This window comes from Propionispora hippei DSM 15287, assembly GCF_900141835.1.
In the GTDB taxonomy this organism is placed as follows: Bacteria; Bacillota; Negativicutes; order Propionisporales; family Propionisporaceae; genus Propionispora; species Propionispora hippei.
Window position 1 is genome coordinate 1 of the sequence record NZ_FQZD01000022.1, and the last position, 19,342, is coordinate 19,342.

Sequence of the window (19,342 nt, forward strand, 5' to 3'; positions counted from 1 at the left end):
CTGATTAATTCACACTGCGCGTCCTGACGGAGCTTTTTCCGCCTGGCTGCGTCAGCAAACCTTGAAATAGGGGCCGCTATTCCTGCGGTTTTACTTCCTTGCCAGACGAAAAAATCTCTCGCCAAGCCGACAGGTTCATTTAATCAGTGGTTACCTAGACTATTTTCGTAGTCCAGTCCTCCACGTTCCATACATGGGTAACCCAATCCTCATAAAAGTCAGGTTCGTGCGACACTAACAGCACCGTCCCCTTAAATTCCTTAATTGCCTTTTTCAGTTCCGCTTTGGCCTCCACATCCAAATGGTTGGTCGGTTCGTCCAGCACCAGCCAGTTTACTTCTTTCAGCATCAGCTTGCAGAGCCGTACCTTGGCGCTTTCGCCACCGCTTAGCACCATCATCTGGCTGGTGATGTGCTCATTGGTCAGACCGCAGCGGGCTAATGCGGCCCGCACTTCAAAGTTGGTCATACCGGGGTACTCGTTCCATATTTCCTCCATCGCCGTATTGGTGTTATTGCGGCTGGATTCCTGTTCAAAATAGCCGGGAAAGAGATAGTCCCCCAGTTCCACCTTGCCGGCAATGGATGGAATTTGCCCGAGCAGCGTCTTTAACAGAGTGGATTTGCCCAGCCCGTTTACGCCCCGGATAGCCACCTTCTGTCCCCGTTCCAGGGTAATATCGACCGGCCGGGTTAACGGCTCGTCATAGCCAAGCACCAGACCGGCGGCTTCCACAATAAACCGTCCCGGCGTCCGGGCTTCCCGGAATTGAAAAGAAGGCTTGGGTTTTTCCCGCGGCTTCTCCAGCATCTCCATCTTGTCCAGCCGTTTCTGCCGGCTGTTGGCCATGCCGCGGGTGGCCACCCGCGCTTTATTGCGGGCGATGAAATCCTCCATCCGCTCCACTTCCTGCTGCTGCCGTTCATACGCCTTCTGCTCCTGGCTTTTCTTCATGGCATACATCTGCTGGAACTGCTCATAATCGCCGGTATAGCGGGTCAGTACGGTATTTTCCACATGATAAATCACGTTGACCACTTCATTCAGGAACGGAATATCATGGGATACTAAAATAAAGCTGTTCTCATAATTTTTCAGATACCGCTTCAGCCATTCAATGTGGTCAACATCCAGATAGTTGGTCGGCTCGTCCAGAATCAGAATGGTCGGATTGGTAAGCAGCAATTTGGTGAGCAGCACCTTGGTCCGCTGACCACCGCTCAAATCGGTGACGTCCCGGTCGAGGCCGATATCACCCAGCCCCAGCCCGTTGGCCACCTCTTCAATTTTAGCGTCGATCATATAAAAGCCGCCATGCTCCAGCATGTCCTGAATCTCGCCCACATCGGCCATCATTTTATCCAATTCCTCCGACGAGGCTTCACCCATTTTGTCGTATAGGCCCAGCATCTCCGCCTCCAGGTCGAACATGCCCTGGAAAGCTTCGCGCAGAATATCGCGGATGGTTTTTCCCTTCACCAACACAGCGTGCTGGTCCAGATAGCCCACCGTCACCCGGTTGGACCATTCTACCTTGCCTTCATCGGGCGTAAGCTGACCGGTAATAATATTTAAAAAGCTGGATTTTCCTTCTCCATTGGCTCCGATCAGCCCGACGTGCTCCCCCTTTAACAGCCGGAAAGAAGCATTCGCCAAAATTTGCCGGGCCCCAAAGCCATGGGTAACGTTTTCAACAGTTAATACGCTCATTCACCAAACTCCTGTCTTCTTTTACAATGCTTTTTTCATTTTAGCGCGAGATCCATAAACCTGTCAAAGAAAATAGTTCCTATTCTGCGTCACTTAAATCATTCGGAAAGATGGCAAGAATTCTTTTGTCCTGCCAGGCGGCGAAGCCGCACACATCGGACATAGTAAGCGACGACAACGAAGCGGGGCGAAAAAAGACTGCCCGGTTATCCGTGTATTTAGTTGACGCAGAGTACCGGGCGGTAGGAAAACCGTGCCGCCAGCTAGAATGCCCTTAATAGGATTAACAATAAAAAGGGAGGCATTCTTATGTTGCAGGATTTAATCGAAGCGGGATTTGGCAATAAAGAGGACCTGAACTGCGCAGAAAAAATTTTATACGGTGCCAACGAGGCATACCACCTTGGCCTGAGCCCGGAGGCGCTTAAACTATCCGCCGGCTTTGGCGGCGGCATGGCCATCGGCAGCGTCTGCGGTGCCCTGACGGCATCAATCATGGTGCTGAGCCATTTGTTCGTAAAAAACAATGCCCATGCCAGTCCGGTCATTAAGGACTTGTCCCAGGAGCTGTTTGCCGCCTATGAGCAGGAAATGGGCGATATCCACTGTACGCCCTTAAAGGATAAGCACCGCACGCCGGAATTGAAATGCCATAAGGTCATCGCCAAAGCGGCCGAAATTTTGGATACCATTGTCCGGCGGGAACGGGAAAAAGGAACGATGCAATAAGGGGCCGGACAAAATCCTGTCACCTGTGCTGTTCTCAGTACCGCGGGCCAGTCAGTATAGTAAAAGAGAAGCCTTGCGGTCTATGGCCGACGGCTTCTCTTTCTTTTACGGGGCAAAATCGAACAGTTCTTTGTCAGCCCTGATTCAATGAATACGGGCAGCTTATTTCCTGCTGCTTTAAAACTGACAAGCTGCTAGTTACCCGCTTGCAGGGCAACGGCTTTAATGACTTTGGCCTTATTTACGTTATAATCATACAGAGCTTGCGTGTAATTGGTTTTCGCCTGGGTCAGCGCCACCTGGGCGTCAATCACATCAAGGTTGGTCCCGGCACCGGCACCGTATTTCACTTTGGCAATACTTAAATCTTCCTCTGCTTTGTTGACCGCTACCTGCGAAGTTTCAATCCGCTCTTTGGCCTCTTGCATGGATGAATAGTTTTGCCGCACTTCCAGTTCGATGCTGCTGCGGGTTTGGGCATCCTGTTCCTCGGCTTTGTCCAGCGCCGCCTGGGCACCCTTAACCTGCGCATTAGTCAGACCCGAGTCAAACACATTCCAGTTGGCGGCTACGCCGACCGACCAGTTTTTATTGTCGCCAGGGAAATCCGAACCGCTCCAACCCTGGCTGCCGCTCATGCTGACCGTAGGTCTGTTGCCGCTTTTGGCAATCTCAATCCCGGCTTTGCCGGCAGCTATATTGTACTGCGATTGAATAATCTCCGGCCGTTTAGCCAGAGCCATGGCGATGCTGTCATCCAGTGAGGTGTCGTAGGGCGCATATTGCAGGCTGTCCTTGTATACATGCTCGGTGGCCAGCGGTACGCCAATAATATTGTTCAGACTGGAAACGGCAACGTCGTAATTATTTTTAGCTTTCGTAAGATTTTGTTTGGCATTGGCCAGCTCCACTTCCGAACGCAATACGTCCGCCTTGGCTACCGTACCAACTTCATATTGAGCTTGTACCGTTTTCAGGTGCTCCTCCAGACTGGTCACGGTTTCTTCGTTTACCTGGACCAGATTTTGCGATTGCAATACGGTATAGTAAGCAGTGGCCGCATCGAGCCGCAGCTGTTCCTGGGCCTTGACTACTCCTTGCTGCGCTGATTCGGCGTTAATTTTAGCCTGATCAATCGTGTTTTCCAACTTGCCGCCTGTGTATAACGGCATGCTCAGTTTCAAAGATGTACTAAAGCTGTCGCCCACCTGCCCAGCAGGGGTGTCGCCATGTGTTCCGGAAGTACCTAAACTCAGTGATGGCATTTTGCCTGCTTTGGCTTGATCGATTCCATAACCGGCTTTCTCCTGATCTTTTACGGCCATCTTTATGGAAGGGTTATTCTGTAGAGCCATCGCAATACTGTCATCTAAAGAGAGTTCAGTTGAATCCGCGAATGCAGTGGCGGCAGACAGCATTATAACACTGCTGCTAAGCGCTGCAACCAAATAATTCTTCCAAACCCTTTGCTTTGCCATTTTTCTTGCTCCTTTGCACTATTTTATGACCGACTAGTCAGTCAAATCATATCATATTTTTGTTTTATTGACAACTTGTTCTGTAAACTAAATAGCCCTTTAGGGTTGGCAAAGAATAGAAACGCCGGACATAAAAAAACCGAACCCCGCATTCGCATGCTGGTCCGGTTGATCTGCGGTTTTCTATTAGATTCCATCGCCATACATGCATTCCTCCTCTAAAAATCGAATCATGTGCTCAAACTTGATTACGTTGCCATTCCGGATAGTCATATTTACCTCACTGACCCCTTCCTTACGGGCTTTGCCATAAGGCTCCGGTGTTTCTTTTTTCGCCGCTGCCTGTTTAACCATCTATACAGTCATCCTCCCTGCCCTGCCGGGCAAACACTAAGCGTAAGCCACCCAGCCTAAGCCGCCTTACACGGCTTTAGCTCATCCGCCGCAAACAATCCGCCTGTTACAGCATACAAAAAAAACCCTTTCGAGGAAAGGGTTTTATACTTTCCTCTTATCTTTCAGGATTTCTCCTGCTGGAATTAGCACCACTGCATTGCTGCGGGTTGCCGGGTGTCATCGGGCCAGTCCCTCGACCACTCTGGATAAGAGCTTACGTTTTATTTTGTTGTTATCTATTTTACCGCGAGAACGTTATCCTGTCAATAAAAAATACCGGCGCCAACCGGCGACCGGCAGCAGGAATTTTTCTCTTGGCCTATAATCTTTGTAGCATATGTCTGTTATATCATTATATCCGTTAAGGGGGATCTGATTATGAGTGAATTCAATCAAGTGAGCATAGTAAAAGAAGCCAACATCTATTTTGACGGCAACGTAACCAGCCGCACTGTTTTATTTGCCGACGGCACTAAAAAGACGCTGGGCATCATGCTGCCCGGCGAATATGAATTTGGCACGGCGGCGGCTGAAGTTATGGAAATCCTTGCCGGTGAACTGACCGTCCTGTTGCCCGGCGAAACCGAGTGGAAGCAGTTTACCGCCAACACAACCTTTCAGGTGCCGGCCAATTCCAGCTTCCGCCTGAAAGTGACCCAAGTAACCGACTATTGCTGCTCCTACCTGCCCTAACCGGGAGACGAATATTAAGCAAAATAAACTAAGATAAACGATATGGCTGAACACCACCAGGGTTCAGCCATATCGTTTTACTCGTCCTGTTTTTTCTTATTTTGAGTTTTTTCCTGCTGACATTGATAGATAAACGTATTAAAAGCATCCACCGTCTCCACCGGCGGTTGAGCGGCAGGGTCCATTTTCTTAATTTTATAAGTTAGCTTGCTTTCCTTATTTTCTTTTTTAGTCACACCTAACACCCCAAATATCGCTATCATCTCTCAATAATGGCTAATATTTCTTCTACTATATCGTTTTATGATTATAAATTATATTGCGTTTTCCGCTAAATGTAAACGGTATGTAGTAAGAAAAACAATAAATTCCTCACATTACCTGTCGTAATATGTTAAGTACCATATCTACCCGGTTAAAAGGGGTGATAAAGTAGAAGCCGTCGACGAAAGGCTTAATTTTCCGGGCAAGCTCCATCGCCAGTTGAATACCGGCCGTTTCAGCCTGGGCGCGGTCCATGGCCGGGGTAAACCGCCGGATATGCTCTTCCGGTATGGAAATACCCGGAATCTCGTTATTTAAAAACATGGCATTCCGGTAGCTGACCAGCGGCATAATGCCTCCCAGGATTTTCGTAGCGCCGGCCCGCTTAACCTCCGGCAAAAAGGCAATGACTTCATCGGCGAAAATTGGCTGCGTCAAAAAAAAGGCAGCGCCCCGTTCGGCCTTTTTGGCCATCCTGCCAAGTTCAACCCGCTTATTGGCTACATTCAGATTGAGCGCTCCGCCAACATAAAAGGGATCCTCCTTAAACAGCTCACGGTTCATTTCAGCGATTAGTTCCATAAAGCTAAGGGATGTCCGGTTGAACACACTTTTTATTTCGTTTTTGTCGGCACTGGCAATCGCATCGCCCGTAACCGCCAGAACATTGCGCAGGTTTTCAATATGTCCGGCCAGCAGACTGGATTTTAGAGCATTGACATTCTTATCCCGGCAGCAGATATGGGGCATCGTAGCAATGCCCGCCTCCCGCTGGATTTTGGCGGCCAGCATCACCGAATCCACCCTGGCTTTAGCCATGGGGGAATCGGCCACCGTGATTAGATCAACTCCGGCTTCACGGCAAAGGTGGGCGTTATGCAAAATTTTATCAACTGAGGTGTCAAAGGGCGGGTCCAACTCCACGGCAACTACGAATTCGCCACGCGACAGTTTGTCACGCAACCGGTTAGGCGCAGCCTTGACCGGGAGCACCTCCCGCACCGACACCGGCCTGTCTTCCACCGGCGAAACGGCCGACTGATTCAGCCGCTGAGCCGTCTTTCTAATATGTTCCGGCGTTGTACCGCAGCAGCCGCCTAAAATCCGTACGCCCAAAGCACTGATTTGTTCCATGACTTCGGCAAAGTAATCGGGATTCTGGGCATACACCGTACGTTCATTGACAATCTCCGGATAGCCGGCATTAGGCAGGACTGAGACAATATCGCCGCGATCGCGTCCGGTCAGGTTCTTCAGCGCATTATATAAATGCGTCGGCCCAACGCCGCAGTTAAACCCGTAGGCGTCAATAGCGGCAATCTGTTTAACCTCCCGGACAATCCGTTCGTTACTGATGCCCCGGCGGGTAAAACCGTCCGGCGTAGTGGCAAACTGGGTCCAGATAAAGGCTTCCGGCCGCTGCCGCTTGATATAAGCGGCCACCTCAGCCAGATAGTCGGTGCTGCTAAAGGTCTCAAAGACAAACAGGTCAGCACCTTCCGCTAAAAAGGTATCGGCCAGGAACAGATATTCCGCTAAAATCCGGCTGCGATCCCCCTCGGCCGTGCCGGAAACAATTTCGGGGACCGGACCGATGTCGGCAGCCACCCAGACGTTCTTCCCGGCGGCTGCCTGCCGGGCAATATGATACCCGGCCTTGATGATTTCTTTCACTTCTTCCTGAGGCAATTGCAGCGAAAAAGAATTGGCGGAAAACGTATTGGTCCGGATCAGCCTGGCGCCGGCCTCGATATACTGGCAATGGATAGCTTGAATCTGAGCCGGTTCGGTCAGATTGGCCAGTTCGGCGAAGACGGTATCACGGCCGGTTAGAGCCGCATAGTAGGTTCCCATTGCCCCGTCGACCAGGACGCTGTGTTTCTGTAAATATGCCTTAAACAAATGATACAACCCCTTATTCTAAGTCAACAGCCTGTGGCTAGCCTTCATGCAGCAGCGGCAATACCTTACGGTAAAGCAGCAGGGTAAATACGGCAATCACAAGGCCCTTAATGGCGTTAAACGGCGCAATCGCCAGGGTAACAAAGGTTTTTAAATCAACAATATGCGGATTGGCCGCCGACCCCATGGCGATGACTTGTTCCAGTGGAAAATGCAGCACCGCCTCATACAACGGGATCAAGACAAAATAGTTAAGTAACGAAGCCGCCGCCACCATGGTTACCGAACCGGCCGCCAGCGCCAGCAGGGCTCCCTGGTAGCAGCTATGCCGGCGATAAACCAGTCCGGCCGGGACTAAAAAGGCTACGCCCACCAGAAAGTTGGCCAGTTCGCCGATACCGGCCGTCTGGGTTCCTGCAATGTGGAGCATATTTTTGATCAAATCGACCAGCACACCGGCCACCGGTCCCAGAGAAAAAACAGCAATGACCGCCGGCAATTCGCTGATATCCAGTTTCAAAAAGGCCGGCAACATCGGAACAGGCACCTCAAAAAACATCAGCAAAGTGGCCACCGCTGCCAATAGACCAATCTTTGCCAGATACTGGGTCTTATACATGACAAGTCCTCCCTCTCTCCGGGAAAAGCAAAAGCCCGGAAAATCTCCGGGCTGAAAAGATCCTCTTTTATCTTCTTTCATCCAGACTGTACTGTCGGCCTTGGAATCACACCAAGTCTGCCTTATATTACTCTCCCATGAAAACCATCACGCTTTATGGGAAAGTAGTATTACGGCTCGTGGGCTTGCAGCGAAAAAAACTGCTTACCACCGGTTGGGAATTTCACCCTGCCCCGAAGATATCGTTTTATTTTTTTTATCATATCAGATTTGCCACCAATACTCAAGTAGTCGTTATCCCGTTGCCGGCGCCGGCAACAAAGTAGTTTTCAGTGATTTGCGCAATATCCGGCGGCAGTCCCAGGGCCCCTAAATTATTGACAACAGGGATTCGCAGGATAATGTCGAGGCCGGCAGGCACCACTATCGGCTCATTATTGACAATACTGCTCAAATTACTAAAAACAAACACTCTTAGCACGTCGTTAATATCGTTGGCCAGAGCCACAACCATCACATCCTCCATCCGTGCTTCAACCGCTGTTAAAGGCAGCGGTTCACTGCCAGTATATGCCCTGTTTTTACCAGCGGCTACAAAACTAATCAGCTTCAGCCCGGCGGCCTGTAATAAAGAAAGAAAAGAACGCCCCGCACAAACAAAGAAGGGACAGGGCAAAAAACACATCCTCAAAGGACAATACACTGGCATGTTGCTGCAGCATTTGCCCCAGTAACAGCTTGAATTGAGCGTACTGTTCCGGCAGGAATCCCCGTCCGGTGCTCCAGCCGTGCAAGGCCTCGGACAGCAGTTGGTTATCCATACCCTTATCGCCCCATAACGTCCGCAGCAGCTCATACAGTTGCTGCGACGACCGGACCGCCGGATTCAGGTAGGCGTTCAATACCTGGGAATGGTGGATTTCCCGGTTGGTCAGCAGGGTTTCGACAAAGACAACACCAATACTGCCGCCGATAATTTTGGCCAGATTAAATACGCCCGACCCGACCCCGATCTTGTCCTTGGGCAACGACGCAATGGCACAGTTGCTTAACGGCGACATGGTAAAGCCCAGACCGATTCCCAGCATAACCAGACGGATGAAAAAATTCCGGGATGAAAAATCAGGATTGATCTGGCTCAACAGATAAATGGCCAGCGAGATGAGCAAAATACCGCAAGCGGTAGGCAGCCGTGACCCGAAACGGTCGGCCAGCCGGCCGCCGACCGGGGCGAACACCACCATGGTGGCCGTCATGGGCAGCAGCATAATGCCTGCCGTCATGGAACTGTAATTTAAGATGGTCTTTAAAAAGAACGGCAGCAAAAACATGGCGCCATACATGGCGACAAAGGACAGAAAGCCAATGATATTGGCAATGGCAAAATCTTTGTTCTTAAACAGTGACAGCTCAATCATCGGCTGCTTTACATACAGCTCGACCATGATGAACAGTACCATGGCGGCACCAGCCGTATAGAACAGCGAAACAATATATAAAGAATCCCAGCCTTCCTTCTGTCCCTGATTAAGCGCAATCAGCAGCGAACTGATGCTGAGAATCAAAAAGCCTGCGCCGAGGTAATCGGCCCCCGTCTTTTGATTGCGCTCGAATTTTGGAATGATGATAAAAGCCAGCATAATACAGAGAATACACAGGGGAACCACCGAGAAAAAGATGGACCGCCAGCTAAAATGCTCGATCAAATAGCCGCCGATGGTTGGTCCCATTGCGCTGCCCGCCGCCGCCATGGCGCTCCAGATACCCAGCGCCTGCCCCCGCTCATAGGGTTCAAAGGTAGCCGCCACAATAGCCATTGCGTTGGGCAGCAGCATGCCGGCGCCCACCCCCTGAATGACCCGCACGATAATCATAAAGGTGGAATTGGAGGCAACGCCGCACAGCAGCGACGCTACTGTAAAAATCGTCATTCCCGCAATGTAGGTTTCCTTTGTGCCAAACTGGTCCCCCAGTTTTCCCGTCAGCGGCAGGGTGGAGCCGTAGGGCAAGAGATAGCTCAACGAAACCCACACAATAGAGTCCATATTAAAGTTCAGTTCCTGCATCATATTCGGCAGGGCAATATTGACACAGCTACTGACATACGCGCTGAGCACTGTTCCCAGGCATACGGCAAATAAGACGGAATATTTTTTCATCATAACTGTTTTACCTTCTCCCGGTCAGCGCACATGAATCTCAATGATCGCCGACATGCCCGGTTTTAATTCCCCGTCCGCCGCATTTTCGGCCTGGATTTTTATCGGCAGCCGCTGTGTTACTTTCGTAAAGTTTCCCGAGGTATTCTCGTTAGGCAGCAGGGCAAACTGCGACCCGGCCGCCGGTCCTACTTCCTTTACCTTGCCGGTAAAGGTTTTGCCCGGATAGGCGTCTATCGTAAAGCTGACCTCCTGGCCGGCTTTGACCTTGCCGATGTAGGTTTCCTCAATATTTGCGGCAATCCAGACATCCGACAGATTGGCGATGCTTACCAGCGGCTGACCGGCGGACACCACTTCACCGTCTTCCACCGACTTTAAGGCCAGTGTGCCGCTGACCGGTGCTTTAATGACCGTGTCATCCAATTGCACCTGGGCGCTTTTTACTGCCGCCTGGGCTTGCTGTACCTGGGCCTGCAGCATTTTTATATCTTCCGGCCGGGAGCCCTCATTAGTCACACTGTAAGAGTTCTGTGCCGCCTCACATTGGGCCTTGGCTACTTCCCAGGCTGTTTTTGCCGCATCCCGTTGCTGGGCCGAGATACCGCCCTGACGATAGAGCGCTTCCACCCGTTCATATTCCTTCCGGGCATTTTCCAACGTCGCCTGTGCCTGTGTTACCGAAGCGCCTGCTTCGGCGATTTCCTGCGGCCGGTTACCGGCTTCGGCCAGTGCCAGTTTGGCCTGCGCTGCCGCCAGAGCAGCCTGGGCCTGCTCCAGTTGCGCCTGGAACTCCCGTTGTTCAATGGTGGCAACCACCTGGCCGGCTGTTACGGCATCCCCCTCCTGCACCAGCAGTTTTTCCACCCGGCCGGTCACTTTGGCACTGATATTGACAATTGTCCCTTTCACCCGGGCATCATCTGTCGAGACAATCCGGCTGCTGCGAATCCACCACCATACGCCGCCGCTGACAGCAATTAAAACAATCAGCCCCACGATCATTCCCATCGTTCTTTTACTTAGTCTATTTGTTGCCTGACCCATTGTCCACTCTCCCTAATTACAGTAAATCACTTCGAATAATTTGTATGTTCCGTTCTACTTCGTTCAATCGTGCAGTCACCTTTTTCACCAGCTCGGGAATATAGGCATGCCCATGCTCGGTAATCGAATAAATACGTTTGCTGCGCTTATCGTTATCTTCCCAGTGCCCTACCACATAACCCCGCTCTTCCATGACCCGCAGCAATGGATAGAGCGCATTGGGATTTGGTGTAATCGCCCCCTGGGTTCGCCGTTTGATTTCCTCCGCCATTTTGTTGCCATAAGCCGGTCCCTTGGCTAAGAAGGTAAGCAAATACAACGCCATAATAATCTTGGTCCAGGTTTTCTGCTCACTTTTTTGCACCACTTCTATCACCGCCCAATTTTAACATTAGTAATCAGAACATTATTAATCTTAATATGATTTTTATTAATAAGCAATCCCGCTACGTTGCGATAATTCCAGAAATTAGCCTGTTTTTTTGCAATTATCCGCTATTAAAGCGGACCTCTCTCCCTTTCCATTCTGATCCGCAAAAAAAAACGGTACTCGTCTTCAGTACCGTCGCTGCCAATCCGCCAAAGCATCGCTGCCTATTTATATTGCCAATAGCATAACCGGCGTTCCAGGTAGTCAATCGAGGCAAACAAAAACAGCCCGATCAGGCTAAGCACCACAATGCCGGCGTACATTTCCAGATAATTCACCCGCATCCAGGCGTCCATAATAAAATACCCCATGCCGTATTGGGTACCAAAGGTTTCGGTGAAAAAAAGCACCGAAACGGCTGTCGCCATGGCCACCCGCAGCGAGGTGAAAAACTGCGGCAGCGACGCCGGAACTAAAATGTCCCGCACTACCGCACCAAAACCGGCGCCCAGCGAATAGAGCGGATAGTAGGTCTCCCTGGGAATGCTTTTTACACCGTCCCGCACGGCCACCACCACCTGGAAGACAATGATTAAAAAGATCATTAAAATCTTGGAGGCCTCGCCCAGGCCAAACAGCAGCATCAGAACAGGCAGCAAGGCGATTTTCGGGATGGGATAGGTTAGATAGACCAGAGGCGATAAGGTTCTGTCCCAACGGGAAAAATAGCCCATACATAACCCTAAAGGCATGCCGGCTGCCACCGCCAGCAGAACGCCCGCCAGAATGCGCCACAGACTGTAAAAACCGTGGGCGGCAATTTTTGCCGCAAAAATTTTAATCAGCGTGACCGCCACCAGCGCTGGATAAGGAATGATCGGCAGGTTGACCAAAGCGGCGACAGCCTGCCAGATAATCAGAAAGAGCACTACCCCGTACAGATATCCTAAGCCTGCTCTTTTGCTCTTCATAGCGACCAGTCCTCTTTTATCAGTTTGCGTAAAGTCAGGCACATCCGGAAAAATTCAGCCTGCTCGCGGACTGCCTCCTGCCCGAACAGGGGATTATCCAGCACCTGACTGACCTGGCCGGGACAGCCGGATAAAATGACAATCTTTTTGCCCAAATAGACGGCCTCCTCCACATGATGGGTGACCAGAAAGGTCGACACGGCGTGTGTCTTCCAGACATGAAGAAATACGTGCTGGATTTCCTCCCTGGTCATCGCATCCAGTGCGGAAAAGGGTTCATCCATCAGCAATAAGTCGGGCTGCAACAAAAAGCTGCGGGCCAGCGATACCCGCTGCTGCTGCCCGCCGCTTAGCTCGCCGGGATAGCGTTTTTCCAGTCCGCCAAGCCCCAATTGTCCGATAACCTCCTGGATGGCCTGACCAGACCGGGCCTGCTTTTTTATTTTCGTCCCAAGACAAATATTCTCATAGACATTTTTCCAAGGCAGCAGGCCGTAATTTTGCGGAATAAACCCGATTTGCTGCTCAGCCGGACGCAGCGGCTGGCCGTTCATTTCTACCTGTCCGGTAAAATCGGTAATAATGCCGGCCAGTACTTTGAGGAGCGTAGACTTGCCACAGCCGGAAGGGCCGATGATCGCACAGGTTTCACCGGGAGCAAGCTCCAGATTGATTCCGGCCAGCGCCGTATAGTTTTCCTCCTGTGAGGTATAGCCGACAGTCAGTTCTTTGATCCGAAGCATGACCTGTTACCTGACAAACCGGTCGTTAACCAGTTCCTTATAGGAGTAGCCCTTTTGAATCAGTTGTTTTTGCTGCAGCCAGGCAATGACCGCCTCCACATCGGCGGGAGCGGGAGCGGCGGCTTTTTTATACTGCGGCAGTTCCAGCGAATCTTTCACCGCCGCCGGGAAGCCGGCTTTCTCAATCACCAGGTCAATATAGCTGTCTCTGGGCTCTTTTGCCAGATAATCAATCGCCTTGTTGTAAGCCCGGTACATGGCGGCAATCTCCTTTGCTTTTGTTTCTGTCGCTTTGTTGGTAAATAGCATAACGCCCGGATTAATGCCCAGTTGTTCCGAGCTGCTTACCAGCCTGGCCCCGCTTTTCACGGCCAGAGTTGCCAGCGGATCGGGCAGGGTGGCGGCGGCGATTTTGCCATTTTGCAGCATTTCCAGCCGTGCCGGAATTTGCGGCACAATGACTTTGTTCATATCATCGGCGGCCAGTCCGCCCTTGGTGCCGATCGTATCGGTCACATACTCGATAATGGTGTTTTTGGAAATCGCCACATCTTTTCCCCTTAGGTCCTGCAGGGTCGCCACGGCTTCGCCTTTGCCGGCCACCAGCTTGTAATTGCCTGTCGTGGCCGAAGTAATCACCGTGTCAAAACCGCCGTCCTTGGCAAATGCCTCCGCCAGCACGTCGGAAATCGCCCCGTCCAGGTTGCCGCTCTGCAAGGCGCTGTCCCGGTCGACAGCGCTTTTAAACGACTTGAGCGTGACATTCACGCCTTCTTCCTTAAAAAACCCCTTTTCCTGCGCAATGATAAAGGGGATGGAATCCACATCCGGCATAAGTCCTACCGTAAGCGTCTGACCCGCCTGCTCCCCGGCGGCAGCGCCGCCTGGTCCCGCTCCGCAGCCTGCCAGCGCCAGCATAAGCATAATACTTAGCATAACAACAATCAATTTTCTCATCGTTCAACCTCATTTCCCAGCCGGATACACCGTTCCGGCCGTATTTTACCGCAACGAATAAGGTCAGAAATATATCTCTGACCTTATTCTAAGCCAACGGCCTTTTGTTTATGTTTACAAGTTCTGTGGCCAAAGGCAGAATCCTGCCGCTAAAACAAAGAAAGCACTGTGAACCGGCGGCGCGACCGGCTCACAGTGCTTCTCTCAGTCAATACATATTTTTTAGTGATCAGGTACCGCCGACAGTTCTTCCGAAACTGGTTTGAACACATTGTGGTACACCCAAACGGCATTCATTAGCAATAAGGCGCTGGTCAAATAAAACACATAGTAAATTCCGAAATGGGCGGCGATCTGTCCCCCGGCCAGCGCGCCGGTAAAGGTTCCGAAAAACTGGGCCGCCTGATTGTAGCCAAATACCCGCCCGGCAATTTCATCAGGAATATTCTGCTTTAAGAGCGTGTTAATCGACGGCATCAACGCGGCCGTGGCAATCCCCAGCAAAAAACGCAGCAGCATAAGCTGCCATTCATTTTTGACCAGTGCCTGAGGCACAAACAAACAACCCGCTGCAATTAACGCCACTAAAATAACTTTATGGGCGCCAATCCGGTCGGAAAGCTTACCCAGTGACGAAGCCGCCAGTATACTGGCCATTCCCGACGCTGCAAAGACCAGTCCGGCAATGAGCGCCAGGTGATCATTGCCAGGCGACAGCTCATCAATATACACAGTGATAATCGGCTCAATAGAAAATAGCGCCACCTGCAGCACGAAGGTGGTAAAGAACATGGACAGCAAGAGCCGCTGATCAGGCAGTTTTTGCCAAACTTCCTGGAAACTGAGCACTGCCTTTTTATTGGTCACAACCTTTTCTTTCACAAAAAACAAGGTCAGTACGAAAGCCAGCAGCAGTAAGGCTCCCATCACAAAAAACATGTTCCGGAAGCCCGTTGCTTCTGCCAGGTAGCCTCCCAACAAAGGCCCTAACAGCGTGCCGCCCACCACACCGGTAGAAAGCGTCCCCAGCGCCCAGCCGGCCCGTTCCTTCGGCGTTTGGGTGGCAATCAGCGTAATGGCACCCGAATTAAAACCGGCAATCGTCCCCAGCAGCAGCCGCAGGCCTACCAGTTCGTAAACGTTTTGCACAAAACCCATACAACTGACAATAATGGCCATTCCCAGACTTGCCCTAAGCAGCATGGGCTTGCGGCCATACTGGTCGGCCAGTTTGCCCCAGAGCGGCGAAACCAGGCCCAGGGCCAGTGTCGTACAGCCAAAGGCGATCCCTGACCACAGCTCAATATCCGCCGTGGCGTGCACTCCTAAATGATCAATATATAAAGGCAGGATCGGTGCCACCTGACTTAAGGCTGAAGCCGTCGCAAACGCGCCCAGCCAGCAAATAAACAAATTTCTTTTCCACATTTCCATAAAAAATCCCCACTTTAGCGCCTGCCTGATACTTTGTCAGTCCTAAAACGGCGAGGCTATTTTTCGCAACCCAGGGCAAAGGAAAAAGGCATACCCGAAGTATGCATACTGACAATAACCAAACGTTATAGAACCTAGACCGCCAGTATCCACTGGATTAAGGCTGGTAAGCTACTAATGCCTCAGGCATCTTAACTTTGCTCCTCCCCAGCCAGCCCTTCCAGGCCACGAATAAAGGTGTCCAGCAGTTGCCGGTAGCTTATGTCCCGTTCCACCGGTTGAGCAAACCAGCCGGACGCCTCCAGCGCCACAAATCCGTGCATAACGCTGCGCAAACCGCGTACCGCATGGACAAGCGCCTCGTCCTGCAGCCGGTAGCCGCGCAGCACAGCATAAAGCACTTCCATAAGCTCCTTCGTTGCCGCTTTCACGGCCGGGTCTTCCCGGTCCGACCAGGCCACAATTGCCTGATACAGTCCGGGCCGTTCATGAGCAAACAGACGGTATTCGGCAGCAATGGCCCGGATAGCGTCCTGCCGGGCTTTTCCTACAGCGGCTTCGCTAATCCTTGCTTTAAGCTGACTGCTGCCAAACACCGCCAGACCCTTACGCAAATCAGGCAGCCCCTTAACATGATTATATAGTGACGGCTTTCGAACACTCAGGCGGTCGGACACTTCGGTGAGCGTCACCGCCGCCAGTCCGAGCTCGTCGGCAATTTGCGCCGCCGTTTCAATTAATATCCGGTTATTTAGACCCATCCGTATCCTCAAATAATCCCTGCTTCCCTTATCGCTGACCGGACTGATCAGCAACTTAACTAACCATATTTATACTAATACTAACACCGTTAGTTGTCAAGCGGCGAAAGCCTGCTTTGAAAAGCCTTATCGCCTATTCTCAGCCAAAAAAGCTGCCTCGCTCCTCAGGCAACGAAAAAACAACCGGTAGCTTCGCCGCTCAAGAGACTAATGAACTACTGCTCCGCTTACGCAGCTTCCATAATTCCGGCAGCGCCACTCCGGCCAGAATCAGCACCACACCCAGCCAACGCACTTCGCCGACCGGTTCATGCAGCACCAGCGAAGACATGAGTACCGCCACAGGCAGCTCCGCCGCTCCCAAAATGCCGGCCATGCCTTCACCAACATGAGGCACGCCAATGGCAAACAAAAGTGGTGGCAGGAAAGCGCCAAAAAAGCCGAGCAAAGCGCCAAACAGCAGCAGCGGTCCCCATAATAAACCGTTAAACAAAAAATAAGGCGGAAATAGAATGGCTAAAAGGATGAAGCCGCCGGTAACCATCCAGGCACTTCGGCTTATCGGGTGAGCAGAAGGTACAGCTCTGCCGCTGAACAAAATAAAGCAGGAGTAGCTGACTGCAGCCAGCAGGCCAAACAAAATCCCCCACCGGTTGAAAGGCATCGCTGCTTCCCCCAGTACACCGGCCGCCAGCAAGGTGCCCGCCAAAATAACCAGTAAGGCCAGCATCATGTTTTTTCCCGGTCGCCGGCAGGTAAGGGCCGCCTGAATGGCCACGCCAATCCAGGTAAACTGGAACAACAAAATAATGGCGAGCGAAGCCGGAATATAACGAAGCGACTGATAATACAGCAGCCCGGTAATGACGGTAGGCGCTCCTGCCAACATAAGCAGGCCTCTTTGCCGCCAGGTTAAATTCGTATAAGAGCTGTTGTCAGCCTGATTGCCTCGGCTCCCAGCGGACTTAGCCGATTTTTTTCTTTGGATATAAAACACGGACAGCCAGGAAAGCACCACACCGGTCAGCAGTTGAGTGCCCACAATTTCGCCAAGCTGAAACCCGGACTGATAAGCCAGCACAACAATTGTGGATAATACCCCGTAACTTGCGGCTCCCACAAAAACGGAAACAGAATATTTCATGATCTACCTATCCTCCTGTATAGCTATATCAAACAGTCTCATTGCACAAAAAAATCCTAACCACGGATAAGGATATTCCTTATCATCGTAGTTAGGAAGTATAGGCTCCCTGTAGAGACCCCCACCCTATGATTGCGGGGCTATACGAGAAACATATAAAGTTGCGCAATACATTCTATATGGTACACGGCCAAGAAATTCCTGTCAATAGCCTTACAGACAGTCTAGAAGAAACGGTTCGTTTGAATCACCTCTCTCGGCAGGTAATCCTCTTAATTCCACCCAATTTGACCATTCTGGCACTACAGCACATTAGCCACTTTCTTAGTTCCCATTCCCTGCATGACTCCATTTTCAATAACCAGACAAGGAAAACAACACTTAACAAATACGCGGCTCTTTAATAATATTCAATTATTCTAGTCTGCAGCGGTCCCTCTTTCTTTATATGGCCATTGGGGTATTCATATATTAGCCCACCGCGCAACCAATTACCGTATCGGTCAAAATCACTGTAAGTAATGATGGTACTTGTTTCGCCCCAGGGGCCCCGCTCAAAGCTCCTTGTTCCGGTCTGGCGGTCCTCGTCGTCAAAGCTGACCTGCGTTTGGGACTTAAGGATGCACTCAGCAGAACCAACAACCTCACTTTCATAATGTTTGGATACAATACATCTTCCATGTTGATCATACTCATTTTCAACCCGCTGGGAAACCGACCCGTTCTCCCGATAAGCAGTCTGTACAATACACAATCCACGTTCATCATATTCATAAAGAACCTTCAGAAAATGCCTATCTGTTTTATCGTAATAATTTATTTTCTTAACTAACCCGGTGTCATCGCAGGTGCTGATTGTTTTTCCTTCATAGGTCCCGTCTAAACCAAATTTATAATAATCGATAATTTTTCCGTTCTTATCCAAACTTCCCCTCACTTCGCGGGGATAGCCTGCTTGTTGATAGTGAGTAACATAGGTATGATTCACATCATTATAGACCGTGCCGTCTACTGTCTTCTTGCCATCCGCACCAAATTTCTCAGACTTAATCGACCGGCCAGAGGAATCATAATAAATAATAGACTTTGTTTTCCACTCAATCTCCATCGACGCTATTGTTCCGTCCCGTCTGTACAGTTTGGTCGTTACAACCGGAATACGGTTGGGATCAGAAATGACAACCGTGCGTACCGATTGTACCGGTCCAAGTAAAAACTGCTTATCCTTATCCAAATCATTCGCCGCCAAGACAGGAGCAGACGTAAAAAGCATTATCATATTAAGACAAATTAACACTTGGGCAAGGATCTTGTTTAGCACGCTAATTCCTCAATTCATCCGACTATAAGCTAGCTGTCGCTTTATCCTCCCTAGCAACTATGCTTGTGTTGTTGTACTGTTCAGTCCGGCCAGATAATTTCTCAGAACGCCGACTACCACTTCATGATCTTCTTTTTGCGGCAACCCGGATACGGCAATCGTTCCTACCGGGCCGACATTTTTAACAATCAAAGGAAACGCCCCGCCATGATCGGCATAGTCCCGCAAGGCAAGACCATACTTATTTTCCAGTGTCTTTTCCTGTTGACGCAGCTTGGTTCCCACATGATAAGAGCTTTTGCCAAAATGGTGAACCACGTTGCTTTTGCGCCGTACCCAGTCGTCATTATCTAGCGTAGTGCCTTCCATCGCCAGATGAAACAGGCACTGCTGATTACGGGCAATGTGAATGACCACCGCTTTGCCCCGGCGTTTTACCTCTTCGTACAGCATCATTCCTACGGTTAACGCCATCTTGGAAGTAAAGGCGGAAAATTGAAGCTCCCTTTCCTCCTGTTCCAATACGACCAGTTCTTGTTCATACTCAGTCACCGTCATTTCATCCCCTCCTGCTACGCAATCGTAAACTATTGTCAATTTCCATTATATACCGGAGGGCAGATAAAAATAAAGCCGGCTTTTG

At 50.7% G+C, this 19,342-nt stretch carries 21 protein-coding genes and 3 riboswitches; of the genes, 2 read left to right on the plus strand and 19 right to left on the minus strand.

The features are described 5' to 3' along the window. Positions 1-154: 154 nt before the first annotated feature. On the minus strand, positions 155-1,711 hold the full coding sequence (locus F3H20_RS12500; protein ID WP_149735256.1) for an ABC-F family ATP-binding cassette domain-containing protein: 1,557 nt from the start codon (positions 1,709-1,711) through the stop codon (positions 155-157). A 309-nt stretch (positions 1,712-2,020) separates the two neighbouring features. Between F3H20_RS12500 and F3H20_RS12505 the strand changes: the two genes are divergently transcribed. Beyond that, a complete protein-coding gene (locus tag F3H20_RS12505; RefSeq protein WP_149735257.1) occupies positions 2,021-2,440 on the plus strand; it encodes a C-GCAxxG-C-C family (seleno)protein in 420 nt (139 codons plus the stop codon). A gap of 194 nt (positions 2,441-2,634) precedes the next feature. On the opposite strand, the gene F3H20_RS12510 is transcribed toward F3H20_RS12505, so the two are convergent. Genes F3H20_RS12510 through F3H20_RS19945 form a run of 3 tightly spaced genes read right to left on the minus strand, consistent with a single transcriptional unit; the run spans position 2,635 to position 4,272 of the window. Then, positions 2,635-3,918, minus strand: a complete 1,284-nt coding sequence (locus tag F3H20_RS12510; protein ID WP_149735258.1) for a TolC family protein — start codon at positions 3,916-3,918, stop codon at positions 2,635-2,637. 41 nt (positions 3,919-3,959) lie between these two features. Next, a complete protein-coding gene (locus F3H20_RS19940) occupies positions 3,960-4,121 on the minus strand; it encodes a hypothetical protein (RefSeq protein ID WP_188128316.1) in 162 nt (53 codons plus the stop codon). Further along, entirely contained in the window at positions 4,105-4,272 is a 168-nt protein-coding gene (locus tag F3H20_RS19945) for a hypothetical protein (RefSeq protein WP_188128317.1), read from the minus strand. Before F3H20_RS19945 ends, F3H20_RS19940 begins: the two co-directional genes overlap by 17 nt. Positions 4,273-4,426: 154 nt before the next feature. After that, positions 4,427-4,527, minus strand: a riboswitch (SAM riboswitch). A gap of 165 nt (positions 4,528-4,692) precedes the next feature. Here F3H20_RS19945 and ppnP point away from each other — a divergent pair. Beyond that, the gene (gene ppnP, locus F3H20_RS12515; protein ID WP_149735259.1) at positions 4,693-5,007 is read left to right on the plus strand and encodes a pyrimidine/purine nucleoside phosphorylase; all 315 of its coding nucleotides are present in this window, start codon (positions 4,693-4,695) and stop codon (positions 5,005-5,007) included. A gap of 77 nt (positions 5,008-5,084) precedes the next feature. On the opposite strand, the gene F3H20_RS19950 is transcribed toward ppnP, so the two are convergent. The 15 genes from F3H20_RS19950 to F3H20_RS12585 all read right to left on the minus strand — a co-directional run bounded on the left by F3H20_RS19950 (position 5,085) and on the right by F3H20_RS12585 (position 19,257). Then, on the minus strand, positions 5,085-5,243 hold the full coding sequence (locus F3H20_RS19950; RefSeq protein ID WP_188128318.1) for a hypothetical protein: 159 nt from the start codon (positions 5,241-5,243) through the stop codon (positions 5,085-5,087). Between the two features lie 136 nt (positions 5,244-5,379). Continuing rightward, positions 5,380-7,173, minus strand: coding sequence for a bifunctional homocysteine S-methyltransferase/methylenetetrahydrofolate reductase (locus F3H20_RS12520; RefSeq protein WP_149735260.1), 1,794 nt, complete (start codon positions 7,171-7,173; stop codon positions 5,380-5,382). A 37-nt stretch (positions 7,174-7,210) separates the two neighbouring features. Next, a complete protein-coding gene (locus tag F3H20_RS12525; RefSeq protein ID WP_188128319.1) occupies positions 7,211-7,792 on the minus strand; it encodes an ECF transporter S component in 582 nt (193 codons plus the stop codon). Positions 7,793-7,857: 65 nt separating this feature from the next. Continuing rightward, a riboswitch (FMN riboswitch) is annotated at positions 7,858-8,037 on the minus strand. A 38-nt stretch (positions 8,038-8,075) separates the two neighbouring features. Then, a complete protein-coding gene (locus tag F3H20_RS19955) occupies positions 8,076-8,318 on the minus strand; it encodes a hypothetical protein (protein ID WP_188128320.1) in 243 nt (80 codons plus the stop codon). A gap of 73 nt (positions 8,319-8,391) precedes the next feature. Next, positions 8,392-9,954: a DHA2 family efflux MFS transporter permease subunit gene (locus F3H20_RS12535; protein WP_149735263.1), complete on the minus strand. Its 1,563-nt coding sequence runs from the start codon at positions 9,952-9,954 to the stop codon at positions 8,392-8,394. Between the two features lie 21 nt (positions 9,955-9,975). Further along, entirely contained in the window at positions 9,976-10,998 is a 1,023-nt protein-coding gene (locus F3H20_RS12540; protein ID WP_149735264.1) for an HlyD family secretion protein, read from the minus strand. Positions 10,999-11,014: 16 nt separating this feature from the next. After that, the gene (locus F3H20_RS12545) at positions 11,015-11,365 is read right to left on the minus strand and encodes a PadR family transcriptional regulator (RefSeq protein WP_223191750.1); all 351 of its coding nucleotides are present in this window, start codon (positions 11,363-11,365) and stop codon (positions 11,015-11,017) included. A gap of 227 nt (positions 11,366-11,592) precedes the next feature. Further along, a complete protein-coding gene (locus F3H20_RS12550; RefSeq protein WP_149735265.1) occupies positions 11,593-12,339 on the minus strand; it encodes an ABC transporter permease in 747 nt (248 codons plus the stop codon). Further along, positions 12,336-13,082, minus strand: a complete 747-nt coding sequence (locus F3H20_RS12555) for an ABC transporter ATP-binding protein (RefSeq protein WP_149735266.1) — start codon at positions 13,080-13,082, stop codon at positions 12,336-12,338. The genes F3H20_RS12550 and F3H20_RS12555 overlap by 4 nt, the downstream gene beginning before the upstream one ends. Before the next feature lie 6 nt (positions 13,083-13,088). After that, positions 13,089-14,039: an ABC transporter substrate-binding protein gene (locus tag F3H20_RS12560; protein ID WP_149735267.1), complete on the minus strand. Its 951-nt coding sequence runs from the start codon at positions 14,037-14,039 to the stop codon at positions 13,089-13,091. Between the two features lie 222 nt (positions 14,040-14,261). Further along, positions 14,262-15,473, minus strand: coding sequence for a multidrug efflux MFS transporter (locus F3H20_RS12565; RefSeq protein ID WP_149735268.1), 1,212 nt, complete (start codon positions 15,471-15,473; stop codon positions 14,262-14,264). Positions 15,474-15,664: 191 nt separating this feature from the next. Then, complete coding sequence (locus F3H20_RS12570; RefSeq protein ID WP_149735269.1) at positions 15,665-16,234, minus strand: TetR-like C-terminal domain-containing protein; 570 nt, start codon at positions 16,232-16,234, stop codon at positions 15,665-15,667. Positions 16,235-16,433: 199 nt separating this feature from the next. Next, positions 16,434-17,378, minus strand: a complete 945-nt coding sequence (locus tag F3H20_RS12575) for an EamA family transporter (RefSeq protein ID WP_149735270.1) — start codon at positions 17,376-17,378, stop codon at positions 16,434-16,436. A 68-nt stretch (positions 17,379-17,446) separates the two neighbouring features. Beyond that, positions 17,447-17,546, minus strand: a riboswitch (purine riboswitch). Positions 17,547-17,778: 232 nt separating this feature from the next. Continuing rightward, complete coding sequence (locus F3H20_RS12580; RefSeq protein ID WP_149735271.1) at positions 17,779-18,699, minus strand: hypothetical protein; 921 nt, start codon at positions 18,697-18,699, stop codon at positions 17,779-17,781. A gap of 57 nt (positions 18,700-18,756) precedes the next feature. Continuing rightward, on the minus strand, positions 18,757-19,257 hold the full coding sequence (locus F3H20_RS12585; protein WP_149735272.1) for a heme-degrading domain-containing protein: 501 nt from the start codon (positions 19,255-19,257) through the stop codon (positions 18,757-18,759). Between the last annotated feature and the right edge of the window lie 85 nt (positions 19,258-19,342).

Bases quoted from the DNA above. Each gene is read 5' to 3' on its own strand.
- F3H20_RS12575 (WP_149735270.1), bottom strand. From the start codon at position 17,378: ATGAAATATTCTGTTTCCGTTTTTGTGGGAGCCGCAAGTTACGGGGTA.
- F3H20_RS19945 (WP_188128317.1), bottom strand. From the start codon at position 4,272: ATGGTTAAACAGGCAGCGGCGAAAAAAGAAACACCGGAGCCTTATGGC.
- F3H20_RS12500 (WP_149735256.1), bottom strand. From the start codon at position 1,711: ATGAGCGTATTAACTGTTGAAAACGTTACCCATGGCTTTGGGGCCCGG.
- F3H20_RS12525 (WP_188128319.1), bottom strand. From the start codon at position 7,792: ATGTATAAGACCCAGTATCTGGCAAAGATTGGTCTATTGGCAGCGGTG.
- F3H20_RS19940 (WP_188128316.1), bottom strand. From the start codon at position 4,121: ATGGCGATGGAATCTAATAGAAAACCGCAGATCAACCGGACCAGCATG.
- F3H20_RS12505 (WP_149735257.1), top strand. From the start codon at position 2,021: ATGTTGCAGGATTTAATCGAAGCGGGATTTGGCAATAAAGAGGACCTG.
- F3H20_RS12550 (WP_149735265.1), bottom strand. From the start codon at position 12,339: ATGAAGAGCAAAAGAGCAGGCTTAGGATATCTGTACGGGGTAGTGCTC.
- F3H20_RS12565 (WP_149735268.1), bottom strand. From the start codon at position 15,473: ATGGAAATGTGGAAAAGAAATTTGTTTATTTGCTGGCTGGGCGCGTTT.
- F3H20_RS12540 (WP_149735264.1), bottom strand. From the start codon at position 10,998: ATGGGTCAGGCAACAAATAGACTAAGTAAAAGAACGATGGGAATGATC.
- ppnP (WP_149735259.1), top strand. From the start codon at position 4,693: ATGAGTGAATTCAATCAAGTGAGCATAGTAAAAGAAGCCAACATCTAT.
- F3H20_RS12570 (WP_149735269.1), bottom strand. From the start codon at position 16,234: ATGGGTCTAAATAACCGGATATTAATTGAAACGGCGGCGCAAATTGCC.
- F3H20_RS12585 (WP_149735272.1), bottom strand. From the start codon at position 19,257: ATGACGGTGACTGAGTATGAACAAGAACTGGTCGTATTGGAACAGGAG.
- F3H20_RS12535 (WP_149735263.1), bottom strand. From the start codon at position 9,954: ATGATGAAAAAATATTCCGTCTTATTTGCCGTATGCCTGGGAACAGTG.
- F3H20_RS12560 (WP_149735267.1), bottom strand. From the start codon at position 14,039: ATGAGAAAATTGATTGTTGTTATGCTAAGTATTATGCTTATGCTGGCG.
- F3H20_RS19955 (WP_188128320.1), bottom strand. From the start codon at position 8,318: ATGGAGGATGTGATGGTTGTGGCTCTGGCCAACGATATTAACGACGTG.
- F3H20_RS12555 (WP_149735266.1), bottom strand. From the start codon at position 13,082: ATGCTTCGGATCAAAGAACTGACTGTCGGCTATACCTCACAGGAGGAA.
- F3H20_RS12510 (WP_149735258.1), bottom strand. From the start codon at position 3,918: ATGGCAAAGCAAAGGGTTTGGAAGAATTATTTGGTTGCAGCGCTTAGC.